This is a genomic window from Bradyrhizobium sp. NBAIM01 (assembly GCF_020194115.1).
In the GTDB taxonomy this organism is placed as follows: Bacteria; Pseudomonadota; Alphaproteobacteria; order Rhizobiales; family Xanthobacteraceae; genus Bradyrhizobium; species Bradyrhizobium yuanmingense.
Map to the genome: position 1 here is coordinate 12,633 of NZ_JADYVU010000011.1, position 23,091 is coordinate 35,723.

At 63.9% G+C, this 23,091-nt stretch carries 24 protein-coding genes and 1 tRNA gene; 12 read left to right on the plus strand and 13 right to left on the minus strand.

Features of this window, described 5'->3' with window-relative positions; translation table 11 throughout:
- Window positions 1–151: 151 nt before the first annotated feature.
- Together I6F31_RS27815 and I6F31_RS27820 are read right to left on the minus strand one after the other, a co-directional pair.
- The gene (locus tag I6F31_RS27815) at window positions 152–538 is read right to left on the minus strand and encodes a YkvA family protein (protein WP_036038785.1); all 387 of its coding nucleotides are present in this window, start codon (window positions 536–538) and stop codon (window positions 152–154) included.
- 114 nt (window positions 539–652) lie between these two features.
- Entirely contained in the window at window positions 653–943 is a 291-nt protein-coding gene (locus I6F31_RS27820) for a 4a-hydroxytetrahydrobiopterin dehydratase (RefSeq protein WP_036002826.1), read from the minus strand.
- 152 nt (window positions 944–1,095) lie between these two features.
- Here I6F31_RS27820 and I6F31_RS27825 point away from each other — a divergent pair, with 152 nt between their 5' ends.
- The 3 genes from I6F31_RS27825 to I6F31_RS27835 all read left to right on the plus strand — a co-directional run bounded on the left by I6F31_RS27825 (window position 1,096) and on the right by I6F31_RS27835 (window position 5,092).
- On the plus strand, window positions 1,096–2,541 hold the full coding sequence (locus I6F31_RS27825; RefSeq protein WP_225148241.1) for a TAXI family TRAP transporter solute-binding subunit: 1,446 nt from the start codon (window positions 1,096–1,098) through the stop codon (window positions 2,539–2,541).
- A gap of 186 nt (window positions 2,542–2,727) precedes the next feature.
- Window positions 2,728–4,269: an alkaline phosphatase D family protein gene (locus tag I6F31_RS27830; RefSeq protein WP_225186433.1), complete on the plus strand. Its 1,542-nt coding sequence runs from the start codon at window positions 2,728–2,730 to the stop codon at window positions 4,267–4,269.
- 199 nt (window positions 4,270–4,468) lie between these two features.
- Entirely contained in the window at window positions 4,469–5,092 is a 624-nt protein-coding gene (locus I6F31_RS27835) for a hypothetical protein (protein WP_225186434.1), read from the plus strand.
- A gap of 4 nt (window positions 5,093–5,096) precedes the next feature.
- Here I6F31_RS27835 and I6F31_RS27840 read toward each other — a convergent pair whose 3' ends face one another.
- Complete coding sequence (locus I6F31_RS27840; protein WP_225186435.1) at window positions 5,097–5,477, minus strand: response regulator; 381 nt, start codon at window positions 5,475–5,477, stop codon at window positions 5,097–5,099.
- 179 nt (window positions 5,478–5,656) lie between these two features.
- On the opposite strand from I6F31_RS27840, the gene I6F31_RS27845 reads away from it, so the two are divergent.
- From I6F31_RS27845 to typA, 5 genes are all read left to right on the plus strand, one after another.
- A complete protein-coding gene (locus I6F31_RS27845; RefSeq protein ID WP_036002835.1) occupies window positions 5,657–6,421 on the plus strand; it encodes a helix-turn-helix domain-containing protein in 765 nt (254 codons plus the stop codon).
- Window positions 6,422–6,643: 222 nt separating this feature from the next.
- Window positions 6,644–7,360 (plus strand): prolipoprotein diacylglyceryl transferase family protein, encoded by a 717-nt coding sequence (locus I6F31_RS27850; RefSeq protein WP_225144202.1) that lies wholly within the window; start codon window positions 6,644–6,646, stop codon window positions 7,358–7,360.
- Window positions 7,357–8,802: a radical SAM protein gene (locus tag I6F31_RS27855; protein WP_036024195.1), complete on the plus strand. Its 1,446-nt coding sequence runs from the start codon at window positions 7,357–7,359 to the stop codon at window positions 8,800–8,802. The genes I6F31_RS27850 and I6F31_RS27855 overlap by 4 nt, the downstream gene beginning before the upstream one ends.
- Entirely contained in the window at window positions 8,799–9,086 is a 288-nt protein-coding gene (locus tag I6F31_RS27860; RefSeq protein ID WP_225186436.1) for a hypothetical protein, read from the plus strand. The genes I6F31_RS27855 and I6F31_RS27860 overlap by 4 nt, the downstream gene beginning before the upstream one ends.
- 239 nt (window positions 9,087–9,325) lie before the next feature.
- On the plus strand, window positions 9,326–11,152 hold the full coding sequence (gene typA, locus I6F31_RS27865) for a translational GTPase TypA (RefSeq protein ID WP_036002847.1): 1,827 nt from the start codon (window positions 9,326–9,328) through the stop codon (window positions 11,150–11,152).
- 3 nt (window positions 11,153–11,155) lie between these two features.
- Here typA and I6F31_RS27870 read toward each other — a convergent pair whose 3' ends face one another.
- Window positions 11,156–13,018, minus strand: a complete 1,863-nt coding sequence (locus I6F31_RS27870; RefSeq protein WP_225186437.1) for an exosortase/archaeosortase family protein — start codon at window positions 13,016–13,018, stop codon at window positions 11,156–11,158.
- Between the two features lie 214 nt (window positions 13,019–13,232).
- Between I6F31_RS27870 and I6F31_RS27875 the strand changes: the two genes are divergently transcribed.
- Window positions 13,233–14,480, plus strand: coding sequence for an NAD(P)/FAD-dependent oxidoreductase (locus I6F31_RS27875; RefSeq protein WP_225186438.1), 1,248 nt, complete (start codon window positions 13,233–13,235; stop codon window positions 14,478–14,480).
- 93 nt (window positions 14,481–14,573) lie between these two features.
- Here the strand turns inward: I6F31_RS27875 and I6F31_RS27880 are convergent, their stop codons facing one another.
- Genes I6F31_RS27880 through I6F31_RS27895 form a run of 4 tightly spaced genes read right to left on the minus strand, consistent with a single transcriptional unit; the run spans window position 14,574 to window position 17,733 of the window.
- Window positions 14,574–14,981 (minus strand): thiol-disulfide oxidoreductase DCC family protein, encoded by a 408-nt coding sequence (locus I6F31_RS27880; RefSeq protein WP_225186439.1) that lies wholly within the window; start codon window positions 14,979–14,981, stop codon window positions 14,574–14,576.
- Window positions 14,982–15,041: 60 nt separating this feature from the next.
- The gene (locus I6F31_RS27885; RefSeq protein WP_036002855.1) at window positions 15,042–16,361 is read right to left on the minus strand and encodes an SDR family oxidoreductase; all 1,320 of its coding nucleotides are present in this window, start codon (window positions 16,359–16,361) and stop codon (window positions 15,042–15,044) included.
- Window positions 16,362–16,369: 8 nt separating this feature from the next.
- Window positions 16,370–16,837 (minus strand): DUF2269 domain-containing protein, encoded by a 468-nt coding sequence (locus I6F31_RS27890; protein WP_057025834.1) that lies wholly within the window; start codon window positions 16,835–16,837, stop codon window positions 16,370–16,372.
- Window positions 16,834–17,733 (minus strand): alpha/beta fold hydrolase, encoded by a 900-nt coding sequence (locus I6F31_RS27895; RefSeq protein ID WP_225142340.1) that lies wholly within the window; start codon window positions 17,731–17,733, stop codon window positions 16,834–16,836. Before I6F31_RS27895 ends, I6F31_RS27890 begins: the two co-directional genes overlap by 4 nt.
- 273 nt (window positions 17,734–18,006) lie before the next feature.
- Here I6F31_RS27895 and I6F31_RS27900 point away from each other — a divergent pair, with 273 nt between their 5' ends.
- Together I6F31_RS27900 and ppa are read left to right on the plus strand one after the other, a co-directional pair.
- On the plus strand, window positions 18,007–18,516 hold the full coding sequence (locus tag I6F31_RS27900) for a GNAT family N-acetyltransferase (RefSeq protein WP_024338772.1): 510 nt from the start codon (window positions 18,007–18,009) through the stop codon (window positions 18,514–18,516).
- 179 nt (window positions 18,517–18,695) lie between these two features.
- Window positions 18,696–19,232, plus strand: a complete 537-nt coding sequence (gene ppa / locus I6F31_RS27905) for an inorganic diphosphatase (RefSeq protein WP_036002867.1) — start codon at window positions 18,696–18,698, stop codon at window positions 19,230–19,232.
- A gap of 106 nt (window positions 19,233–19,338) precedes the next feature.
- On the opposite strand, the gene folD is transcribed toward ppa, so the two are convergent.
- The 3 genes from folD to I6F31_RS27920 are packed head-to-tail and all read right to left on the minus strand — an operon-like array spanning window position 19,339 to window position 20,905.
- The gene (gene folD / locus I6F31_RS27910; RefSeq protein WP_036002869.1) at window positions 19,339–20,223 is read right to left on the minus strand and encodes a bifunctional methylenetetrahydrofolate dehydrogenase/methenyltetrahydrofolate cyclohydrolase FolD; all 885 of its coding nucleotides are present in this window, start codon (window positions 20,221–20,223) and stop codon (window positions 19,339–19,341) included.
- Window positions 20,224–20,233: 10 nt separating this feature from the next.
- Window positions 20,234–20,599 carry a DUF167 domain-containing protein gene (locus I6F31_RS27915; RefSeq protein WP_051056859.1) on the minus strand — a complete coding sequence of 122 codons (366 nt, stop codon included), beginning with the start codon at window positions 20,597–20,599 and terminating at the stop codon, window positions 20,234–20,236.
- A 15-nt stretch (window positions 20,600–20,614) separates the two neighbouring features.
- Window positions 20,615–20,905 (minus strand): YggT family protein, encoded by a 291-nt coding sequence (locus I6F31_RS27920; RefSeq protein WP_036002872.1) that lies wholly within the window; start codon window positions 20,903–20,905, stop codon window positions 20,615–20,617.
- A gap of 204 nt (window positions 20,906–21,109) precedes the next feature.
- On the opposite strand from I6F31_RS27920, the gene I6F31_RS27925 reads away from it, so the two are divergent.
- Window positions 21,110–21,185 (plus strand) — tRNA-Ala (locus I6F31_RS27925).
- A gap of 122 nt (window positions 21,186–21,307) precedes the next feature.
- Here the strand turns inward: I6F31_RS27925 and I6F31_RS27930 are convergent.
- Together I6F31_RS27930 and I6F31_RS27935 are read right to left on the minus strand one after the other, a co-directional pair.
- Window positions 21,308–22,120: an enoyl-CoA hydratase gene (locus I6F31_RS27930; RefSeq protein WP_036002884.1), complete on the minus strand. Its 813-nt coding sequence runs from the start codon at window positions 22,118–22,120 to the stop codon at window positions 21,308–21,310.
- 124 nt (window positions 22,121–22,244) lie between these two features.
- The gene (locus I6F31_RS27935) at window positions 22,245–23,039 is read right to left on the minus strand and encodes a glutamine amidotransferase (RefSeq protein ID WP_109142003.1); all 795 of its coding nucleotides are present in this window, start codon (window positions 23,037–23,039) and stop codon (window positions 22,245–22,247) included.
- Window positions 23,040–23,091: the final 52 nt, after the last annotated feature.

The following is a 23,091-nucleotide window of genomic DNA, read 5'->3' on the forward strand; positions in this document are numbered from 1 at the left end:
TGTCGCGACCTGCACACCACACACTCACTGTCATCGCCCGCGAAGGCGGGCGATCCATTACTCCGTGACGTCAGCGATTGAACCGGGAGGCCGCGGCGTACTGGATTCCCCGCCTTCGCGGGGAATGACAGCGGAAGGCGTGGCGAAACTGTTACGCTGCCTCGACGTCCGCCTCCTCCACCCCACGCTTCAGCGCGGCGCGGGCGGCCTCGCGATGCTCGTTCGTGATGTGGCCGGCAACCATGCGGATGGCAGTGGCGAGCACGGCGGCGTCATCGGCGAAGCCGAGCATGGGCATCACGTCCGCGACGAAATCGAACGGCAGGACGAAATAGGCGATTGCACCGAGCAGCGAAGCCTGGACGTGACGCGGCGTCTGCCGGTCGAACGCGCAGTAATAGGCGGCAAGTAGATCCTCCGCGAACGGCAGATGCGCAGCGACCCGCTTCAGCTTGCGCCAGAAGCGGCGGCGCACGCTCTCGCGATCTTCCGCGAGCCGATCGGCCGGCTCGAAGCCAACGCTGTGCTCGGCAGCCATGCTCAAATGCTCCCCGTTCTGCGGGAGGCGGAGGACCGCCCGATCCCGGCTGATCACAAGATGGGGATGCAGCCGGTCCCTGCAAGACGTCTGCTTCAAGACGTCTGCTTGGTGTCAGCCTGCGATGGCGTTCATCGCCTTGGCTAGCGCCATGTCGCGCGCGGTGACGCCGCCGGCATCGTGGGTCGACAGCACCACCTCCACCGTCTTGTAGACGTTGCGCCATTCGGGGTGGTGATCCATCTTCTCGGCGACCAGCGCGGCGCGGGTCATGAAGCCGAACGCCTCGTTGAAATCCTTGAAGACAAAGGTCTTCCCGATGGCGTCGCGGCCTTGGACGTCAGTCCAGCCGGATAGTCCGCCCAGCGCTTGCCTGCGCGCCTCCGCCGAGAGCCGTTCTGCCATGGTCGTCTCCGTCCTCTAGGGGGAACTTTACTCTAACACCGCCCCGGCGCCCCGGTTCATACGGGATTTCCTGCATCCGCTAACCATGACGGAGATGTAACCCCGCCGGACAAGAAATTTGCTACAATTGCGGGCGTAAATCGCCGGCCAAGATGAAACTGAGCCTGAAGCGCCTGTTTGGGAGACCGATGACCGGGGGATTGGACCTGGCCGAAACGCCCCCTCCGCCTTCGCCGCGATCCGCGGCGCGGAAGACGGCGCTCGTGTCTCTGGCGTTCCTGCTTGCGATCGTTGGCGTGGTCGCAGGCGGCTATTACTTCGCGATGCGTCCCGTGACGCTCAGAATCGCGGTCGGCCCCGCCAACAGCGACGACGTCAAGGTCGTGCAGGCGCTGACGCAAGGCTTCGCGCAGCACAAGAGCTATGTGCGGCTGCGCCCGATCCAGACCGACGGCGCAACCGCCAGCGCCAATGCGCTCGCCGAAGGCAAGGTCGATCTCGCCATCGTGCGTGGCGATCTCGACGTGCCGAAGAACGCACAGGCGGTCGCGACCCTGCGCAAGAACGTCGTGGTGCTGTGGTCCGTGCCCGCCAAAGGAAAGAAGAAGGGCGCGAAGATCACCAAGATCGCGCAGCTCGCCGGCCATCGCGTCGGGGTCGTCGGCCGCACCCAGGCCAACGTCAATCTGCTCAAGGTGATCCTGCACCAATACGGCGTCGACCCGGCCAAGGTCGAGATCGTGCAATTTCCCGTCAATGAAGTTGCCGAGGCGATCAAGGCGCAGAAGGCCGACGTCTACCTCGCGGCAGGCCCGGTCAACAGCAAGATCACGGCGGACGCGATCTCGGCATCGGTCAGGGAGGGCGGCACGCCAACCTTCCTCGCCATCGATTCCGCCGATGCGATCGCGCAAAATCATCCAGTCTATGAAGCGGGCGAGATCCCCGCCGGCACCTACGGCGGCTCGCCCGACCGGCCCGAGGACGAGGTCAAGACCATCAGCTTCGCGCACCACATCGTAGCGCGCAAAGGCGTGTCCGAGGCCGACATCGCAGCGTTCACGCGCCAGCTCTTCGCCGTGCGCCAGCAACTGGTGACGGAATTCCCGCTGGCGGCGAAGATCGAGACGCCCGACACCGACAAGGATGCAGTGATCCCGGTGCATCCGGGTGCGGCCGCCTTCGTCGATGGCGAGGAGAAGACCTTCCTCGACAAATACAGTGACTATATCTGGTGGAGCCTGATGGCGCTCTCGGCCATGGGCTCGGTCGGCGCCTGGTTCGCCGGTTATCTGAAGAAGGACGAGCGCGACAACAACAATCACCAGCGCGAACGCCTGCTCGACATGATCGCCGCGGCACGCAAGTGCGAGACGACCGAAGAGCTGGACCAGATGCAGACCGAGGCCGACGAGATCCTGCGCGACACGCTGCGCTGCTTCGATCACGGCGCGATCGAGGAAGCCGCGCTCACCGCCTTCAACATCGCACTCGACCAATTCCACGCCGCCGTCGCCGACCGCAAGGCTGTGCTGTTCAGCCTGCCGCCGAACCTGCAACGTGCCAGCGCGCAGTTCCGGGCCGCCGGCAACGCGTGAGCGCCCGCGCGCGTTATTGCTGCGTCACATTGTCTCAATATAGCTCCCAACGTCATTCCGGGGCGATGCGAAGCATCGAACCCGGAATCCATTGCGCAGCATTCGCGGGGAGACATGGATTCCGGGTTCGCGCTACGCGCGCCCCGGAATGACGGACTCCCCCGCAAGCCCCGGGGTCGGAGCCTCATGACCATCACATTCTCCCGCCGCCGCTTCCTCGCCAGCAGCGCCGGTGCGCTCGGCACGCTGGCGATGCCGTATCTTTCGCGCGCGGCCGACCGGCCGGCAGTCACCCACGGCGTGCAAGCGGGCGACATCACCGTCGACGGCGGCGTGGTGTGGGCGCGAACCGACCGGCCCGCGCAGATGCTGGTCGAGGTCGCCACGAGCGAGTCCTTTAGGGACGCCCGCGCATTGCCGCCGATCGCGGCGCTGCCCGAGAGCGACTTCACCGCCAAGATGCTGGTCGAAAATCTACCCGCCGGCCAAGACATCTTCTACCGCGTCCGCTTCCGCGATCTCTCCCACAGCGCGATCGAGGGCGAGGCGGTGACCGGCCGCTTCCGCACCGCGCCGGCCGACCGCCGCGACGTCAGCTTCGTCTGGGGCGGCGACGTCGCAGGGCAGGGCTGGGGCATCAATTCCGACGACGGCGGCATGGTCACCTTCTCGACCATGCGCAAGCACCGGCCGGATTTCTTCCTGCACTCGGGCGACACGATCTATGCCGACGGTCCCATCCAATCCGAGGTGAAGCTCGCCGACGGCAAGATCTGGAAGAATCTGACCATCCCGGAGAAGGCCAAGGTCGCCGAGACGCTGGACGAGTTTCGCGCCGCGTACAAATACAATCTTACCGACGACAATCTCCGCGCCTTCAATGCCGAGGTGCCGGTCTTCGTGCAGTGGGACGATCACGAGGTCACCAACAACTGGTCGCTGTCGAAAGACTTGCCGGCCGCCTACAAGGTGCGCGACATCTCACTGCTCGCAGCCCGCGCGGGCCGGGCCTTCCACGAGATGTACCCGATGCGGGAGAGCATCACTGAACCCGGCCGCGTCTATCGCCAGATCTCCTACGGCCCGCATCTCGACGTATTCGTGCTCGACGAGCGCAGCTATCGCGGGCCGAACGGTGCCAATCTCGAAACCGCCTATGGCCCCGCCAGCTATTTCCTTGGCCCGGAGCAGATCGCCTGGCTCAAGCGCGGCCTGCTGAATTCGCGCGCGACATGGAAGGTGATCGCGTCCGACATGCCGATCAGCCTGATCGTCTCCGACACGCCGAAGGGCGGCTCGGAAGCCGTTGCGCAGGGCGACGGCCCGGTGCGTGGCCGCGAGTTCGAGATCGCCGACATCCTACGCTTCATCAAGTTGGCGCCGATCAGCAACACGGTGTGGCTGACAGCGGACGTGCACTACGCCGCCGCGCATTATTACGATCCGAACAAGGCGCAATTCCAGGAGTTCGAGCCGTTCTGGGAGTTCGTCTCGGGCCCGCTGCACGCGGGCACGTTCGGCCCGAACGCGCTCGACAATACCTTTGGCCCCGAGGTGCGCTTCGTCAAGGCGCCGGGCAAGGATAGCCAGAACCTGCCGCCGTCCGCCGGCATGCAGTTCTTTGGTCACGTCAAGATCGACGGCGCGTCCGGCCGGATGACGGTGACCCTGCGCGATCGCGCCGACGTCGCGCTGTGGTCGACCACGCTCGATCCGAAGCTTGCGTGACGGCCAATTCGAAGCCGGATGAACCCTCCGGCCGGCCCGGACGACAATTGCGAGCGCCAGCGCATTTTCGAGGGCGTGATGCCGTCCGAGCCATGTTCGAGTTGATACCGTGCCGTTCAGCCGCCCAACGATCGTTATCGCGCTGCTGCTGAGCGCAGCATCCCCCACATGCGCGCAAACCCAGGACAGAGCGACGCTGGTGCGCGAGGCCCTCGCTTCGCCTTACGGCAAGGCGCTGACCGCCGAGCTCGGCAAGTCACTGCGCGCAAGCTCCGACCCGGCATGTCTGACGGATAAGGGGTTGGCTGCCGACCAGCTCGAACCGCGCGGCCGCGATATCGTCATCAGATGGGGCACGCGCATGTTGGAAGGCGCATCGGCGTTCATCGACCGGCAGATCTCCGACAATCCATTTGCCGGCGCAGCCGAATTGGAAAGCCTGAAGAGCAATCCGGATGTGAAGCGCTATCTCGCGATGGAAGAGCCGATACGTCAGGCGAAGATCCTGGATTTGATCTTCGAGCATTTCGACCGCTACAACGTGATCGCCCGCGTGAAACTTGGAGGGGTCTATCCATTGCAGACAGGCAACGAAGCTCTGCTCCGTCTCAATCCGACCGATGCAACGGAAGAGCGGTTGGAGACGTTCGCCAGGAAGAGTCGCTCGAAGGCGCTGAAACGTTTCCTGCAATTGTCCGATCAAGAGGCGATTGCGCAGAGTGCGGCGATCAGGAAGGCCTCATCGCCGGCGCCGTTTCCGCACACCTTCTTCAAGGGCGTCGAGACCGACCTCGCCGAGCTCTGCATTCGCTCCGGCAAATAGGCGATCAGGTGTCCCGTGCCTGCAGCGCCGCCTCCAGCGCCTCGCTCGAGCACGGCTTCTGCAGCCGGGGCCGGCCCGCCAATTCGGGCGGAATGCGCACCTCGGCGCCGTACCCGGTGACGAACACGAACGGAACCTTCAGCGCGATCAGCCGCTCGGCGATCGCAAAGCTCGTCTCGCGGATCAGCTCGACATCGAGCAGCGCGAAATCGGGTCTCCGTTTCGCAATGGCGTTCAACGCCTGCGTCACCGAACCCACGGTCCGCACGGCGGCGACACCAAATCCGAGCAGGCGATCCTCGAAATCGATCGCGATGATCGGATCGTCCTCGACGATCAGAACATCGGCCGGCCAGCCTGTGCCATTGGAGTGTGCAGGTACCATGATCGCATCTTGGTTTGGGGGTTTTTGGATCAGGACTGCCGCGACACGATGCCTGCGCGCAGCGCATCGGAGGGTTCCCGGAACGAAACTCACCACATCATCGTTCTCTGGTCTGTCCACTTGTGCACACAGGAAACGGATGGAACTCGCTAAGGTGAAAGGAAGGGTGGGAGTTCAGAATGGATGCGCGTATCGGCAAGATCACCGAGGTCGAGAGCCGGCCGGCCAACAATCTGCTGCGGCGTTTGAGTCAGGTCGACTACGGCCTCGTGGCGCCGCACGTGACCGTCGAGGACTCTGCAGCCGGGCACTTGCTCTACAATCCCGGCGATGACGTGCAGGTCGTCCACTTCCCCTGCGGCCCGTCGCTCGCGACTTTCCTCGTCCCCAACGAGGATGGCCGCGACGTCGAGACCATTCTGGTCGGCCGCGAAGGCGCCGTGGGCGGCATCGTCAGCGAGGGATTTCTGCCGGCCTATACCCGGATCTGCGTCAAATTCGGTGGACCGTTTGCGCGCATTCACGTTGCCAAGCTGGAAGCAGCCAAGCTGCGCTCGGCGTCGCTGCGCAACGTCTTTGCCCGCTATGCCGATTGCATGCTGGCCCAGATCTTCCAGTCGACCGCCTGCAACGCGATCCATTCGATCGAGCAGCGCACCGCCAAATGGATCCTGGCGGCGATGGAGCGGACCGGCGACGAGACCAGTGTGCCGCTGACCCACGAACAGCTCGCGACTTTGCTCGGCGTTGGCCGCTCCTATGCCAGCCGCGTGCTTCAGTCGTTCAAGGCCGAAGGCGTGCTCGACACGCGGCGCGGCTCGATCCTCGTCCGCAACCGCGACGGCCTGAGGCTGCGCGCCTGCCTGTGCAACGATGCGGTGAAGATGCATTTCGAGGAGGTGCTGCGCGGGGTCTATCCGACCGAGGAGCGGGAGGCCGGGTAAGCGGTTCTTGCTTTCTTCCTTCTCCCCCTGTGGGAGAAGGTGGCGCGAAGCGCCGGATGAGGGGTTCTCTCCGCGCTCACACTTGCAAATGAGTATGCGGAGAGATACCCCTCACCCCAGTGAGCCTGTGTCTGCGAGCGGTGATGCCCTCTCCCACAAGGGGAGAGGGCGCAATCATGCGCATCGCGCTGTTTGAACGTAGCCGTGCTATACTGGCCCCGCATGAGCGGGGCTTTCCTTCACACTCTCTTCGACATTCTGGCCTGGCTGGCGGCGGCGGCCGCCGTCTATTGGCTGTCGCGACGGGGCTTGCAGTTTCCCTCGCAATCCTTCGCGCTGCCCTATATCGCCGCGCTGGTGTTTGGCGCAGGCCTTGGCGCCTATCTATTCGGCTCCGCCAATCTGTGGCTGTCCGGGCAAAGCGGCATTGCGCGCTCGGTCGAGGGCGGGCTGGCGGGCGGCATCGTGGCGATCGAGCTCTACAAATGGTCCGCAGGCGTCACGGTGCGAACCGGCGCGCGCTTCGCGCTGCCGCTGGCGCTCGGCATCGCGATCGGCCGGATCGGCTGTTACTTCGCAGGGCTCGACGATTTCACCTATGGCACGCCGACGGCGCTGCCCTTCGGCCATGATTTCGGCGACGGCGTTCGCCGCCATCCCGTGCAGCTCTACGAGAGCGCGGCCATGGCCCTGTTCGCGCTCGCCTATGTGGTGGCGGTCTTGAACCGGAACGCGTTCACGATCACCAATGGTTTCTACCTGGTGCTCGCCTATTACGGAATGCAGCGCTTCCTATGGGAATTCCTCAAGCCTTATGGCACGCTGGTCGGGCCCCTGACCCTGTTTCACCTACTGTCGCTGTCCGTCCTGCTCTACGCCGCATTCATGCTCGCGACGGCACCCCAAGCGAGACGCTTACAAAACGAGTCACTTGCATGAACGCGCCGTTGCGTAAGTCGCGCCCCTACATCTTCTGGGGCCAGACCCAATCTCTTTGCGAGATCTGCCTGAAGCTGGTTCCGACCAAGATCCAGATTCTCGGCAACGAGGTCTGGTACGAAAAGCGTTGCAGGGAGCACGGCGTGCAATCGACGTTGGTGTCGACCGATGCCGCCTATTGGCGGCTGTGCAAGGATTTCATCAAGCCGGGCGACCGGCCGCTGCAATTCCAGGAACGAACCCAATTCGGCTGCCCCTATGATTGCGGTCTCTGTCCCGACCACGAGCAGCATTCCTGCCTGGCGCTGATCGAGATCACCGAGCATTGCAACCTCACCTGCCCGGTCTGCTTTGCGGAGTCCTCGCCGGCACGAACCAAATTCACGCCGCTCGCGACGGTGGAGAAGATGCTCGACGCGCTGGTCGCGAGCGAGGGCGAGCCCGATCTCGTGCAGATTTCCGGTGGCGAGCCAACGCTGCATCCCGACTTCTTCGCGATCCTGGACGCGGTGCGCGCCCGGCCGATCCGCCACGTCATGATCAACACCAACGGCCTGCGCATCGCCCGCGAAAAGGATTTCGTGGCGCGGCTCGCCAAAAACAGGCGCGGGCTGGAGATCTATCTCCAGTTCGATTCGCTGCATCGCGATGCGCTGATCAACCTGCGCGGCGCGGACTTACGGAAAATCCGCCAGCAGGCGCTGGAAAATCTCGAGCATTACGGCATCTCGACCACGCTGGTCGCGACCATCAAGCGCGGCGTCAACGATTCCGAGATCGGCGACATCGTGCGCCACGCGCTGACCTGGACGTGCGTGCGCGGGGTGACATTGCAGCCGGTCCAGGATGCCGGCCGCAACGAGAGCTTCGACAAGAATACCGACCGCATCATGCTGTCGGAGATCCGCAAGCGCGTGATCGAAACCGGCGTGTTCGGCGACAAGGACATGATCCCGCTGCCCTGCAACCCCGAGAGCATCTCGATCGGCTATGGCCTGCGCAACGGCGAGAAGGTGCTGCCGCTGACCTCGTTGATTCCGCAAGAGCAGCTGGTTGCGGTGATGCCAAACACGATCAGCCCGGAAAAGTATCCGATGCTGCGGGAAAAGTTCATCGACCTGTTCTCGCTCTCCTCAGGGCCCCTCAACACGTCCGAGCGCGTCTGCGAATTGTTGTGCTGCCTGCCGAGCTTTCAGGTGCCGGACGGGCTCACCTACGAAAACGTCTTCCGCGTCACCATCGTGCAGTTTCTCGACCGCTTCAATTTCTGCGTCGGCAACGTCAAGCGCAGCTGCATCCATTTCGTGACCGAGCAGGGGGCGATCATCCCGTTCGACACCTACAATCTGTTCTATCGGAATGGCGCCATCTCCCGGATTCGCGCCGGGCTCGAGGGGCAAACCTATCACGAGGCGAGGCAAACCGAGGAGGCACCACGATGAGCGACACGCCACCGCCGGTTCTACCGCCACCCGCACCAACGCCCGGCCCAGCTCGCAGCGGTTGCCTCACCGCGCTGATGGCGATCGCCGGGATCTTCATGCTGGTGCCAGGTCTCTGCGCACTCCTGTTCGGCGGAGTGTCGATGTTCGAGGACGGCAAGATCACTGGCGACATCGCGCCGTTCGTCCTTCTGGGACTGGTCGTGGGCATCGGCGGGGTCGCCATGATCTGGGCGGCCATCAAGGGGCGCAGGGTCCCCGCTCACCCCCCGACCCAGCCCTAAGCCCCGGGGATTCCCGGACAAAATTCAGTCAACCAACGGTCAAAGAACACATTGTTTTTTGGCCGTTTTTGCATATATTGCGCCGCAACGCGCAGGGCGCCCGGTCTGATATGGCCGGGCTTCCTTTTTGGGCGGAAAGCGCCCCGTTTCCAGTCTTCCAGCGTTGTTTCGAGAAGAGGTCCCGGTCCGACCGGCGAGATCGCGCTTAACCCATTGTTCGACCGCAAAGAAGCTCACTCATGAATCTTCGTAACGTCGCCATCATCGCCCACGTCGACCACGGCAAGACGACCCTGGTCGACAAACTCCTGCAGCAGTCCGGCACGTTCCGCGAGAACCAGAAGGTGACCGATCGCGCCATGGACTCCAACGATCTGGAGCGCGAGCGCGGCATCACCATCCTGGCCAAGGCAGCCTCGGTGCAGTGGAAGGACACCCGCGTCAACATTGTCGACACCCCCGGCCACGCCGATTTCGGCGGTGAGGTCGAGCGCATCCTCAACATGGTGGACGGCGCCCTGGTGCTGGTCGACGCCGCCGAAGGCCCGCTGCCGCAGACCAAATTCGTGGTCTCCAAGGCGCTTAAGGTCGGCCTCAAGCCGATCGTCGTCATCAACAAGGTCGACCGCCCTGACGCGCGCCCGACCGAAGTCATCAACGAGGTGTTCGACCTGTTCGCGGCGCTCGATGCCAGCGAGGAGCAGCTCGATTTCCCGATCCTCTACGGGTCGGCCAAGCAGGGCTGGATGGCGGATAGCCCCGAAGGTCCGCAGGACAAGGGCATGGAGCCGCTGTTCGACCTGATCCTGCGCCACGTCGCCCCGCCGAAGGTCGAGGAAGGTCCGTTCCGCATGATCGGTACCATCCTCGAAGCCAACCCCTATCTCGGCCGCATCATCACCGGCCGCATCTCTTCCGGCACGCTGAAGCCGAACCAGCAGGTCAAGGTGCTGAACGCCGACGGCAAGCTGGTCGAGTCCGGGCGCATCACCAAGATCCTGGCATTCCGCGGCCTCGAGCGCACCCCGCTCGATGAAGCCGAAGCCGGCGACATCGTCGCGATCGCGGGCCTCACCAAGGGCACCGTCGCCGATACCTTCTGCGACCCGACCGTCGAGGTGCCGCTGCCGGCGCAGCCGATCGATCCGCCGACCGTGTCGATGTCGTTCATCGTCAACAATTCCCCGCTCGCCGGCACCGAAGGCGACAAGGTGACGAGCCGCATGATCCGCGACCGTCTCCTGCGCGAAGCCGAGGGCAACGTCGCGCTGCGCGTCGTCGAATCCGCCGACAAGGACGCGATGGAAGTGTCGGGCCGCGGCGAACTCCAGCTCGCGATCCTGATCGAGACCATGCGCCGCGAGGGCTTCGAGCTCTCGGTGTCGCGTCCGCGCGTCGTCTACCAGAAGGACGAAGCGACCGGCGCCACCATGGAGCCGATCGAGGAGGTCGTGATCGACGTCGACGAGGAGCATTCCGGCGTCGTCGTGCAGAAGATGAGCGAGCGCAAATCCGAGCTGATCGAGATGAAGCCCTCGGGCGGCAACCGTCAGCGCCTGGTGTTCTACGCGCCGACCCGCGGCCTGATCGGCTACCAGGGCGAATTGCTCACCGACACCCGCGGCACCGCGATCATGAACCGCCTGTTCCACGGCTATGCCCCTTATAAGGGCGAGATCCAGGGCCGCCGCAACGGCGTCTTGATCTCCAACGACCAGGGCGAAGCGGTGGCTTACGCCATGTTCAAGCTGGAAGACCGCGGCCCGATGATGATCGAGCCGGGCTGGAAGGTCTATCGCGGCATGATCGTCGGCGAGCACACCCGCGACAACGATCTCGAGATCAACGTGCTCAAGGGCAAGCAGCTCACCAACATCCGCACGACCTCGAAGGACGAAGCGGTGCGCCTGACCCCGCCGATCCGCATGACGCTGGAAAAGGCGCTCGCCTATATCGAGGACGACGAGCTGGTCGAGGTCACCCCGAAGTCGATCCGCCTGCGCAAGAAGCACCTCGACCCGAACGAGCGCAAGCGCGCGGAAAAGGCCAAGGAAGCGGTGGCGTAGGAGTTACCCGGGTTCGCCCGGCGCATTCTCGCCGCGACTGATGAAGCCGATCGTCGTTGTCTCGTCGGAGAGATTGATCGCGTCCCGCAGAGCCGCAAGATGCGGTGCCTTCCAGGTATCGGGTTTCCGGTCGACATTCCAATAGGCGGTGTGGGTGAAGAAGTCCGCACCGCCGGCCAATCTCGTCGAGACCGGGAGGTCAACGATGTGCCGGCCGAAGATCGGGGCTAACGGTCCACCGATCACGTCGCCCCAGAAGATCTGTTCGATCGGGAAATAGATATTGGTCCAGCGCGTTAACCCGAACAGCGCACCGTGGTGGATCTGCCGAATCTTCTTCCTCGGATTGTCGAAGGCCAACAAGCCATCCTGCTGGAGCCGCTTCGGCGGACAGGTCGGAAACTCGCGCTCTTCGACACGACGCCTGAAATCTGCGCGCAATCTCTCGTGTCCATCCTTCTCGGCGGTATCGGGATCCTTTGCCTCTTCGCACATCAAGAAATAAGCGTGGGATAGTGCGCTTCCGAGCGTGACGAAGTCGGTCACCAGCCAGCTCTTGAACTCCCGCTGTTCGACAGGCCGCCTGACGGTCACGTCGGCGATGTTTGCGATCAACTGCCGTGCCTTGCGGCGAAGCTCCACTTTCTCCTCATGGGTGGCCACTTTCTCGGGCTGCCACGGCGCACCATCGACGTCCAAAAACTCCTGGCCGAGCAACGTGACAGGCGGCAACTCGTCGCAAATCCTGCTGAAATAGGCCCGCAGCATATCGTAGGCGACGACAGTGCCTAGGCTGTGAGCGACAACGACAATGCGGTCGTATCGGCCGCTTTCATGCAGACGCGCCAGCGTGTCTACGGCCTCTTTCCGGATGGCCCGACGAACGGCGACATTGGCCGGTGAGCCGCGGAAATAACGCGCGGCATCGCCGAGATAGGGCTGGAGGAACGCACCGTTGGCGGCGAGATAGATGCCGATCACACCAAATGCGATCGGAGCGCTCCAGGGCGAATTCAATCCCCAGGGCCAAGCCTTGAGCACCGTTTCGGCCAGTGATCTGTCGTACCAGTACTGATCGGCCCAGATGAAGGCAAGGGACATGAGTAGCGAGACCGCGAGTGTACGCCAGAACGCGCGCAATCCTTGCTGTCCCATCACAAGGTACGTCGTCAGCAACGCATACAAGGTCGGAAGACCAATCAGCGTCAAGATCTCGGCGCCGTCGAGGAATCCGTTTCCGCCGGGGAAAGTACCCTCAAGCCAAAGATAGCCGAGGCCAGCGGCGAAACCCGCGACGCAGAAGGCAGCCAGCCACGGGACGAGACGAAGAGCCTGCCATTTGAGTGCGACGCAAAGGCCGAACACAAGACTGCATAGAATTAGAAGCAAGGGCGCAATCAGGATATTTTGCGCGCTGGTTTCCGAGAACAGCAACACGCCCCTGATTGCCAGCACGGCAAACGAGAGGTTCATCAGGCACAGAAAGATGGACGCGGTCCACCAGAGCGCATTGAGTCCGGTTCTCATGACCGGCCCCTTGCGGCACAACTCGTAGAGCCAGAGCAGCACGGCGACCGCCTTGGTTTCGCTCATGAGATGAGCCCAGTAGAGCTCGTGAAAATCGGCCACGCGCTTGTCCGCCGATCCCGGCACCTCGCTGGTCGTCATCACCGTCAGATCGATGTCGACGCCGCTCTTCTCCGGATGCGTCCAGAGCTTGTTGGCTTTGTCGTCGGGATTGCCTTCGTTGTGCCAAACGCCGCGGATGACGCCGCGTACAGTTTCCAGCGCGCGCTGGCTGCCGATACCGTGAACTACCAGAATTGCGGTTCGCTTGTGCTCTACACCCGGGTCGATGTTCGGCATGGGGAAATTCCTCGAAGAATGGATCAAAGAGAATGCGAAATTTGAATACAACCTTGGCACGAAAAACAAGGCGGTTCGGATCCGATGACTTAGCGATCTTCGTCACAAAAGTCGCGCAACCGGCGACAAGGTGGCATCCGGAATCCGCGTGCGCTGCGGAAGGTATGCGCCGGCCCGGCTTCAGCACTCTTCGCGAACGTGCTAGAGCCCGCCCATGACCTCCCTCCCCTCCTCCGTCGACGTCGCGATCATCGGCGCCGGTGCCGCCGGCCTCGGCGCAGCCCATGCGCTGCAAGGCTCCGGCCTTTCCGTCATCGTGCTGGAGGCGCGTGACCGGCTCGGCGGCCGGGCTTGGACCGTGCAGGCCTCACCCGAGGTGACGTTCGACGTCGGCTGCGGCTGGCTGCATTCGGCCGACAAGAACTCTTTCGTGCCGATCGCGCGACAGCTCGGTTTCGAGCTCAACAAGGACCTGCCGCCCTGGCGCGAGCGGGCCTACGGCAATGCCTTTCCGGAAAGCGAGCGCGACGATTTCATGCGCGCAATGGACGCGTTCTATGAGCGTCTGTGGGAAGCGGCGCAAACAGGTAAGGACGAGGCCGCGAGCTCGCATTTGGAGCCCGGTAATCGCTGGAATCCGATGATCGACGCGATCTCGACCTATATCAACGGCTGCGAGCTGAAGGATATGTCGACGCTGGACTGGGAAGCCTATGAGGACACCAACTTCAATTGGCGCGTCCGCCGCGGCTATGGCGCGCTGATTGCGGCCTATGGTGCGCCCTGCCCGGTGGCGCTGAATTGCAATGTCGCGCTGATCGATCATTCGGACAAACGCGTCCACATCGAGACGTCGCGGGGCGCGCTGACCGCGGACAAGGCGATCGTCACCGTGCCGACCAATCTCATCGCGGAAGAAGCCATCCGCTTCTCGCCGCCGCTCCCCGCAAAGGTGAACGCAGCGGCGGGCCTGCCGCTCGGCGTCGACGATAAGGTGACGCTGGCCCTCGATGACGCCGAGACCTTTCCGACAGAAGGCAATCTACGCGGCGCCACCATGCGCACGGAGATGGGCACCTATCACATCCGCCCGTTCGGCCAGCCCTGCATCGAGGGCTTTTTCGGCGGCAGCTTTGCCCGCGCGCTGGAAGATGCCGGCGACGGTGCCGTCGCCGCCCAAGCCATCAGCGAGATCGCGGGTTTTCTCGGCAACGATATCCGCCGCAAGCTGAAGCCGCTGTATGAATCGCGTTGGGCCCGCGATCCCTTTGCGCGGGGGTCGTATTCGCATGCGCTGCCCGGCCATGCCGGCGACCGTGCCGTGCTGGCTGCGCCGGTGGATGGACGTCTGTTCTTCGCGGGCGAGGCGACGTCGCCGACCTTCTTCACGACCGCGCATGGTGCACGGGACAGCGGCGAGCGGGCGGCGAAGGAAGTGCTGGCGGCTCTGGGCAAGCCATAACCCGGAAGCTCCGTCATTGCGAGCGCAGCGAAGCAATCCAGAATCTTTCAGCAGTGACAGCCTGGATTGCTTCGCTGCGCTCGCAATGACGAGTCACTCGATCACTCGCGCTCGCAAATCCGCATCTGGCACGAAGCAGGCGTCATACTTTCCGAAGATGCGATAGCGGTTGCGCGCGACGAGGCTGTAGACCGCATCCCGCAGCGGCTTCGGCAACACGAATAATGCGCGCACCCAGCGCCAGCCTGGGAGTTGCGACAGCACCGTCAGCACAGCATCCGACTTTATGAACACCTCGCCGCCGTGTACAACCGCGTTGGTGTCGGGATCATCGGGGTCGATGCCGAACGTGCGCGCGAGCCGGGCGCCATAATCCGACTGGATCGGCGTGAACCGAAACTGCCTCGCCGTGTCGCGCTTGGCGACGAAGCGGACCCAGCGTGAGCAGAAGATGCAGACGCCGTCGAACAGAATGACGTCGTCCTCAGGCCATTTGGGCATCAGACTCTCTTTTTGACGCGTTTTCTTCACGCGAACCGGAATCCACTTCGCTCGAAAACGCTATCGGTTATCCAGCATCAGGAGCGCGACGACCATCAAGACGATCGCCGGCCCGGTCTTCACCAGCGCGCCAAGCGGCTCGATCCAGAGGTCGGGCGTCAGGATCGCCGCGCCCAGCATATAGCCGAGCGAAGCGAAAATACCCGCGACCAAGCCGATCGCAGCCGTTCGGCGGAAGGCGATCAAGACACCGATGCTCATGTCCATCAGGCTGGTGCCGATGGTGATGGGATCAACCAGCGCGGGCGGAAAGTTGTGCGCGGTCAAAATGCCGGCGGCGGCACCGTAGGACACGAACAAGGCGATGAAACCGGAGACGACCCAGAACGCGACCAGGCTTGCGAAAATCAGCGCCTTGACCAGGAACAGGCGCGCGAACCATTTGTCCTGGATGCTGGCAGGATGGCGTCCGATCGCCTCAGCCAGATGCTTCGGCGCGATACCCGTCGCGGCGCTCCACGCTGACGGATCGCCAGTCACGCCGCGACGCAGCTCGGCAATGGCGGTCGAGCGCATCGGCGGCGTCCAGCCGAGATAGCAGGCGACATCGCCGAGTTTCACGCCGAGATCGAGCAGGAAGCGGGGCATCGCGATGCGCGGCCAGCCGTCCGTGCCGAACGCATGGCGAAACGGCTTGATGACGCCGGCCATGGTGATCGGTTCGGCCTGCATCAGGTCCCAGCTCACCGCCCTCAACGAGGCATCGTCGATGTCGCGCGCGGCGAGCCAGGCGATGGTCGCCGTAATATCCTCGATCGCCACGGGCTGAAATGGCGTTGCCATGTCCTTGGCCGGCAAATCGATCGGAAAGGCTGCAAGCGCGCGGAGCATGGCGCTACCGCCATAGGCTGACGGTGCGACCACGAAGCCGGGCCGCAGGATGGCATGAGGAATGCCGCTAGCCCCGATCAGGCGCTCGGCCTCGCGTTTGGTCGTAGCGAAGGCGGTGCGGTCCGCCTCCGCGGAGCCGGGGATCGAGATGTGCACCAGCCGGATTGCGCGGCCGCTGCCGCCGATCGCCCGAAGCAGTCGCGCGACGAAATCGCGATGCACCGCGCTCGTGTTGCTGCCGGGGCCATCCTGGAGCACGCCGAGACAGTTCACGACGACGTCTACCGCGTGCTCGCTGAGGAGACGCGTCAGCGCGGCCGTGTCGAGGATGAGGATCGGCAGCTCGATGTCCAGCGCGCTCATCCTCTGCGCCGGCGACAGGCTCCGCGCCACGCCGACGACGCGAAAGCCCCGCGTGCGCAGATCGTCGGTGACGAAGCGGCCGATCAGGCCGGAGGCGCCGAGCACCAAAACGGTTCGCTCACTCATCGCTTCTCTCAAAACGGTTTCGCGATCATCAGCCACAGGATGGCCATCGTCGCGCCGAAGCCGGGGAAGCCGAACGCGAACCAGCGGCGGAATAGCACGAAATAGCGCTGTGGGAGCGCACTGCGCTGCGCAGCAGCCTTGCGCGCGAGGTCGCGCATTTCGATCTGCATGAACACGACCGGCACCCAGAACAAGCCGGCAATCGCGTAGAGCGCGAGTGAGGCCAGCAGCCAGCGCTCCGTGATCGAGGTCGCCGACAGCATCATCAGCACGCCGCCGCTGACCGGCTGGAGGATCACGGCCGACAGCGTGAAGATCGCATCCGCGATGACCACGACTGAAGCGGTGCGGGCGATGAACTCCGGGTCCTGCGTGCGATGCGCCATCAGCATGAAGAAGGCGATGCCGGTCCCGGTGCCGAGAATGACGATGGCGCCGAGGACGTGTACAAATTTGAACAGGAAATACAGCGTCATGGCTTCTTGGTCGCCATAGGCTTGGGCGGGTTCAGCGCCCGCGCGAGCTCGCCGCTGGCGGCTTTGACGCCGGCTTCGGTTTCGATCATCCAATGGCCTTCGCTGTCGACGGCCGGCAGCGGGCGAAACTCAGCCTTGCCGCCCGTGCCGCGAAACGCATCGACGAGTTTCTGCGAGAATGCCGGCGCGAAATAGCTGTCATTGGGCGCAACGAGCCAGGTGACGGGAATGCGCGCGGTCTTGCCGAATTCCGCTGCGGCGGCGAGCAGGGTGTGCGGCGCGCAGATTCGGTTCGGCTCATCATTGGCATGGCCGCCGCGTCCCGGTGCAAACACGGTGATGGCGGAGATCACCTTCGGATCGGCACCGGCGAGCGCCAGCGCACCCCACCCGCCGGCGGAATGGCCGATCACGATCGCGCCATCCTTGCGGATGAAATCCTGCTTTTGCAGCTGGACCAGCGCCAGTTTGATTGCGTCGGCCGTTGCGCGGCCCGAGCGCGTGTAGTCGGGCTCGCCGCAGCCGCCCTGATCCTCGAGGTAGCGGCCGCCGGTGGCACCATGGCCTGGCCGCTCCGGCACCAGCACGGCAAAGCCGCGCGCGACGAGATAGCCGGCGAGCGGGCGGTATTCCGGCTGCGGCATTTGCACCCGACGTAGCGTGTTCTGCGTCGAGGCGTGTGCGATCACCGCGAGCCGGAACGGACCTGGGCCCGAGGGGCGAAACAGCAGGGCATGCGCAGCAAGATCGGTATCCGGCGTTGGCACGCGCCATTCCTGCCGACGAAACGGTTCGCCCTCCTCTCCCGATGGACCGAACCTGACCTCTGCGGACAGAGGCGGCGCGGTCAGCAAGGCCAGCAGAGGCAGGAGCGCGATGGTATTGAGGAGCCGCATGAATTTGCCGAGGGCGAACAAGAACAGCGACAGGCACACTAGTAGGAACGAATCACAATGAGCGGACTTTCTGCGGTGCCCATTGCCGTTCCTTCGTTGCCGCAAGCAACAGGAGTTTTGCACCGACGGCACGCACGCAGGTGCCCTCGGAGTTGCCGTCCTGTCTTTTTTCGGCACAACTCGGTTGAAATACTGATGCAGAAAGTCCACAGGTTAACCGATAATTAACGATAGGTCTTGCCGCCGGCGCGGCGACTTGGTTTGATCGCGTCCATGAGCACAACCCTGATCGAGGTCCGGCCGGCCAAAGCCGCAGATGCAACTGCGGTGGCGTCGACCCATGACGAAGCCTGGCGTTCGGCCTATCAGGGCATCATTCCCGGCGCCGAGCTGGAGAAGCTGATCAACCGCCGCGGTCCGCAGTGGTGGGACAGCGCGATCCGCAAGGGCAGCCGTGTCAGCGTGCTGGTGTTCGGTGACAAGATCGCCGGCTATGCCAATTACGGCCGCAACCGGGCCCGCAGCCTGCATTTCGACGGCGAGATCTACGAGCTTTATCTGCGGCCCGAGTTTCAGGGCCTCGGCTTCGGCCGCCGCCTGTTTGCCGCCGCCCGCCGCGACCTGATGCAGAGCGGGCTGAAGAGCATGGTGGTGTGGGCGCTCTCGGACAACGATCCCGCTACCGAGTTCTACCGCGCCCTGGGTGGTCGCATGGTGGCGCGCTCGTCGGAGCGTTTCGGACCGAAGGCGCTCGACAAGGTTGCCTTCGCTTGGACCAATTGAGCTGCTGAAACCCTAGCCGGGCAGCGTTCCCATCCGTCGATACCGCAGGCCGCTTGCGCCGGTGATCGCCGGATTCATTATTTCACAAAAACGCGATGGATCAGCGGGCCAAGCCCGCGTATGACAGCGCCAAAATCGCTGCCGGGCGCGATTTATCCTCGGCAACAACGGAGCCTTGAATGCGTATCGATGCGGTCTCGATCGGAAAGAACGTCCCCCACGACGTCAATGTCATCATCGAGGTCCCCGTGGGCGGCGAACCGATCAAGTACGAGATGGACAAGGAGGCCGGCACGCTGGTGGTCGACCGCTTCCTCTACACGCCGATGCGTTACCCCGGCAATTACGGCTTCATCCCGCATACGCTGTCGGATGACGGTGACCCCTGCGACGTGCTGATCATCAACACCCGCGCCATCATCCCCGGCGCCGTCATGAGCGTGCGTCCGGTCGGGGTGCTGTTCATGGAGGACGAAGCCGGCGGCGACGAGAAGATCCTGGCGGTGCCGTCGTCCAAGCTGACGCAGCGCTACGACAAGGTGAAGTCGTATTCCGATTTGCCTGACATCACGCTGCAGCAGATCCAGCACTTCTTCGAGCACTACAAGGATCTCGAAAAAGGCAAGTGGGTGAAGATCCTGCGCTGGGGCGGCCCGGAGGAAGCGCACCAGCTGATCCAAGAAGGCATCGAGCGCGAGAAGAAGAAGAAGGGCTGATCCGCACGGTCATTCCGGGGCACGCGTCAGCGCGAACCCGGAATCCAGAGGTCGGGGCGCGAGATTCCGGGTTTGGCTCTGCGAGCCGCCTCGGAATGACGCTCAACTACACCGCCGGCTTCGGCAGGCCGGCGATCGCGCAGGCCGCGCGGAGCGTGTTCACCAACAGGCACGCCACCGTCATCTGGCCGACACCGCCCGGCACCGGCGTGATCGCGCCGGCAACGGCAAGCGCTTCCTGATAGGCGACATCGCCGACGAGGCGCGTCTTGCCGTCCTCCTTCGGGATGCGATTGATGCCCACATCGATCACGGTCGCACCCGGCTTCAGCCAGTCGCCGCGCACCATCTCTGGCCGGCCCACCGCCGCATAGACAAGATCCGCTTTCTTCACGAGGCCAGGCAGGTCGCGCGAGCGCGAATGCGCGATCGTCACCGTGGCGTTCTCGTTCAGCAGCAATTGCACGAGCGGGCGGCCGACCAGGTTGGAGCGGCCGATGACGATGGCGTTCATGCCTTCGAGCGAGGCGTGCACGCTTTTGGTCAGGATGATGCAGCCGAGCGGGGTGCAGGGCGACAGCGCCTCGAAGCCGCCGGCGAGCCGGCCGGCATTGTTCGGATGCAGCCCGTCGACATCCTTGGCGGGGTCGATGGCGTTGATGACCGCTTCGGTGTTCAGCCCCTTCGGCAACGGCAATTGCACGAGAATGCCGTGCACGGCGGGATCGCGGTTGAGCTTTGCCACCAGCGCAAGCAGGTCTGCCTGGGAGACGTCGGCCGGCAGCTTGTGCTCGAACGAGGCCATGCCCGCGGCCTGGGTCTGGGTGTGTTTTGAACGGACATAGACTTCGCTGGCGGGGTCGTTGCCGACCAGGACCACTGCAAGGCCCGGCACCAGATTGTGCTCGCGCTTGACGCGGGCGACCTCCTCGGCGACGCGGCCACGGAGCTCCGCCGCAATGACTTTTCCATCGATGATATCAGCGGTCATGTCCGTTCTCTCAATCTGTCGGTTTGGCCGATGTGAGCTGGCGCAGGGTTTCGCCGAGACGCGCCGGATCGCCGTCGACCGCGATCTGCTTCAGCCGCGACGTGGCTCCGGATAGCAATTTTACATTGCTCTTGGGCACGCCGAGCGATTTCGCCAGCAGCGCCAGCACGGCCTTGTTGGCCTCGCCGCCATCGGCAATGGCGCGCACCCGCACCTTGAGCACGCTGCGGCCATCCGAAAGCTGCTCGATCCCGTCGATGTCGTCGCGGCCGCCGCGCGGCGTCACCCGCAGCGCGATGCTGATTCCTGCGGCCGAGTAGCGCCAAGGGTCCTTAGGGCAAGGCTCCTGACAACAAGGCTCCTTGTTGGCAACCAAGGCGCTCCCGCCCGCTTAGACCACGTTCGGGTAGATGTAGTACAGGATCACCCGCTCGATGAACATGATGATCAGGATCAGGATGATCGGCGAGATGTCGAGACCGCCGAGGCTGGGCAGGAAATTGCGAATCGGCGCCAGCAGAGGCTCGGTGATCCGGTAGAGGAACTCCGCCACCGCCGACACGAACTGGTTACGCGTGTTCACCACGTTGAAGGCGATCAGCCAGGACAGGATCGCGGAGGCGATCAGCAGCCAGACGTAGAGGTCGAGCACGATGATGACGATGTCGAGAACGGCACGCATGGCTTATGAGGCCTCTGGCTTTTGGAAACTCTGGCTCGGTCGGGATTGACGCCCCGTTTGCTAGATATCGGTTCCGTCAGGCCCAAACAAGGGAAGTCGGCACCCTGAGAGCTAAAACCGGGTTACGCCCGTCCTTGACTTGACCTTGGCGGGGACTTAAATGGCGCCCGGTTGTCGGCCGCGTTCACCAGAGCGGCCAGCAAAGGGGCCATAGCTCAGCTGGGAGAGCGCGTCGTTCGCAATGACGAGGTCGGCGGTTCGATCCCGCCTGGCTCCACCAGCCTTCGCTCGCTTCGCGAGCTACGGCTAGGCAAGCCAGCCGTGCTCTCTCGTAGCGAAGTGAGCGAAGGCTGTCCCGCCATAGCCCGAAGGGCGACGGCGGACCCTCTCCGTGAACTCCCCCTACCTCCCCGTAAACCTTGGCGGCCGCTTCTCCATGAAGCTCGCCACGCCCTCCCTGAAATCACTCCCGTTCAGCGCCACCATCATCTCCCTGTTGGCCTCGATCGTCGCCTCGGCCAGCGTCTGGAACGGCACCTCGTAGAGCTGGCGCTTGATCACGGCCATCGCGCTCGGCGAGACGAAATCGGCGAGATCGCGCGCGTAAGTATACGTCTCTTCACGCAGCTTCTCCGGCGGACAGAGCCGGTTGACCAGCCCGATCCGCAGTGCCTCCTCGCTCGACACGCGCCGCGCCGAGAGCAGCAGATCCAGCGCATTGGCGTGGCCGACGATGCGCGGCAGCATCCAGCTGATGCCGTGCTCGGCGATCAGGCCGCGCCGCGCGAAGGCGGTGGTGAACACGGTGTTGTCGGCGGCAAAGCGAAGGTCGCAATAGAGTGCATGCACCAGTCCAATGCCTGCCGTCGCGCCGTTCAGCATGGCGATCACAGGCTTCTTGATGGAAGGATAATAGCCGTACCGCGTCTGCCAGTCTGGCCGGCGATTCATGTCGAACGGCGGCAGGTTCGAGGCGCGCCTGACGTCGTTGGGATCGAGGCCCTTCAGCGCATCCATGTCGGCGCCGGCGCAGAAGGCGCGGCCCGCGCCGGTGAGGACGATGACGCGGACATTGTCGTCGGCGCTCGATGCCTCCATCGCGTTGCGCACGTCGCGCTCCATGACCGGCGTCCATGCATTCATGCGATCGGGGCGGTTGAGCGTGATGGTCGCGATCTTGTCGCTCACCTCATAGAGAATGTGTTCGTAGGCCATGACGCTCTCCCTTGTTTGCCGGCACGCGTTCGCACGCGCTCGTTAGAAGCGAGCCTAGCATACCCCGGGATGGGAGAAGGACTTGCGCCAAGGACCTGCGCCAAGGACTTGCGCGAAGCCGCGATTACTCGGCGGCTTGCGCCAGCATCGGCCGGCGCTCCAACCAGCCGTCGAGGAAATGATCGAGCCAGGCGCGTTCGGCGACATCGTAGACGGCGCGATCCGCGAAATGATGATGCCGCTGCCGTGCACCGGGCGCGCTGAATCCGTCATAGCCGCGCGTGGTCCAGCGGCACATCATCGCATAGGTCACATCGGGGTGGAACTGCACGCCGAAAGCATTGCCCGTGCGGAACGCCTGCACCGGGAAATCATCGCCTTCGGCGAGCAAGTCGGCGCCTCCAGGCAGCTCAAAGCCCTCGCGATGCCAGTGATAGACCTGCGCCGGCCAGTGCGGGCAGAGCGCGCGGCCCGCGGCGGTCGGCCTGATCGGGTAGTACCCGATCTGCGTCAGCGCCTGCGCATGCGGCGCGACACGGGCCCCGAGCTGCATCGCCAGCATCTGCGCCCCTAAGCAGATGCCGAGCAACGGGCGCTGCTCGCGGAGCGGAATTTCGATCCAGTCGATCTCACGGCGAATGTAGTCGTCGGAATCATTGGCGCTCATCGGCCCGCCGAAGATCACGGCCCCGGCATGCTGATCGAGCGTCTCGGGCAGGGGATCGCCGAAGCGAGGACGGCGGATGTCGAGGCGGTGGCCGAGCGCGCGCAACGCATTGCCGACGCGGCCGGGTGTCGAGCATTCCTGATGCAGGACGATCAGAACCGGCAGCCGGGTTTCAGCGGCGGCGACGCTCGCCGCCCTCTGTGGGAAGGCGACCACCTCTGCGCCACCAAACCTGTCCGTCCGGAACGACATGGCCTCTGCGAGTGCTATCGGTTCAGACCGCCAGCATAGCTAAGCGATGGTT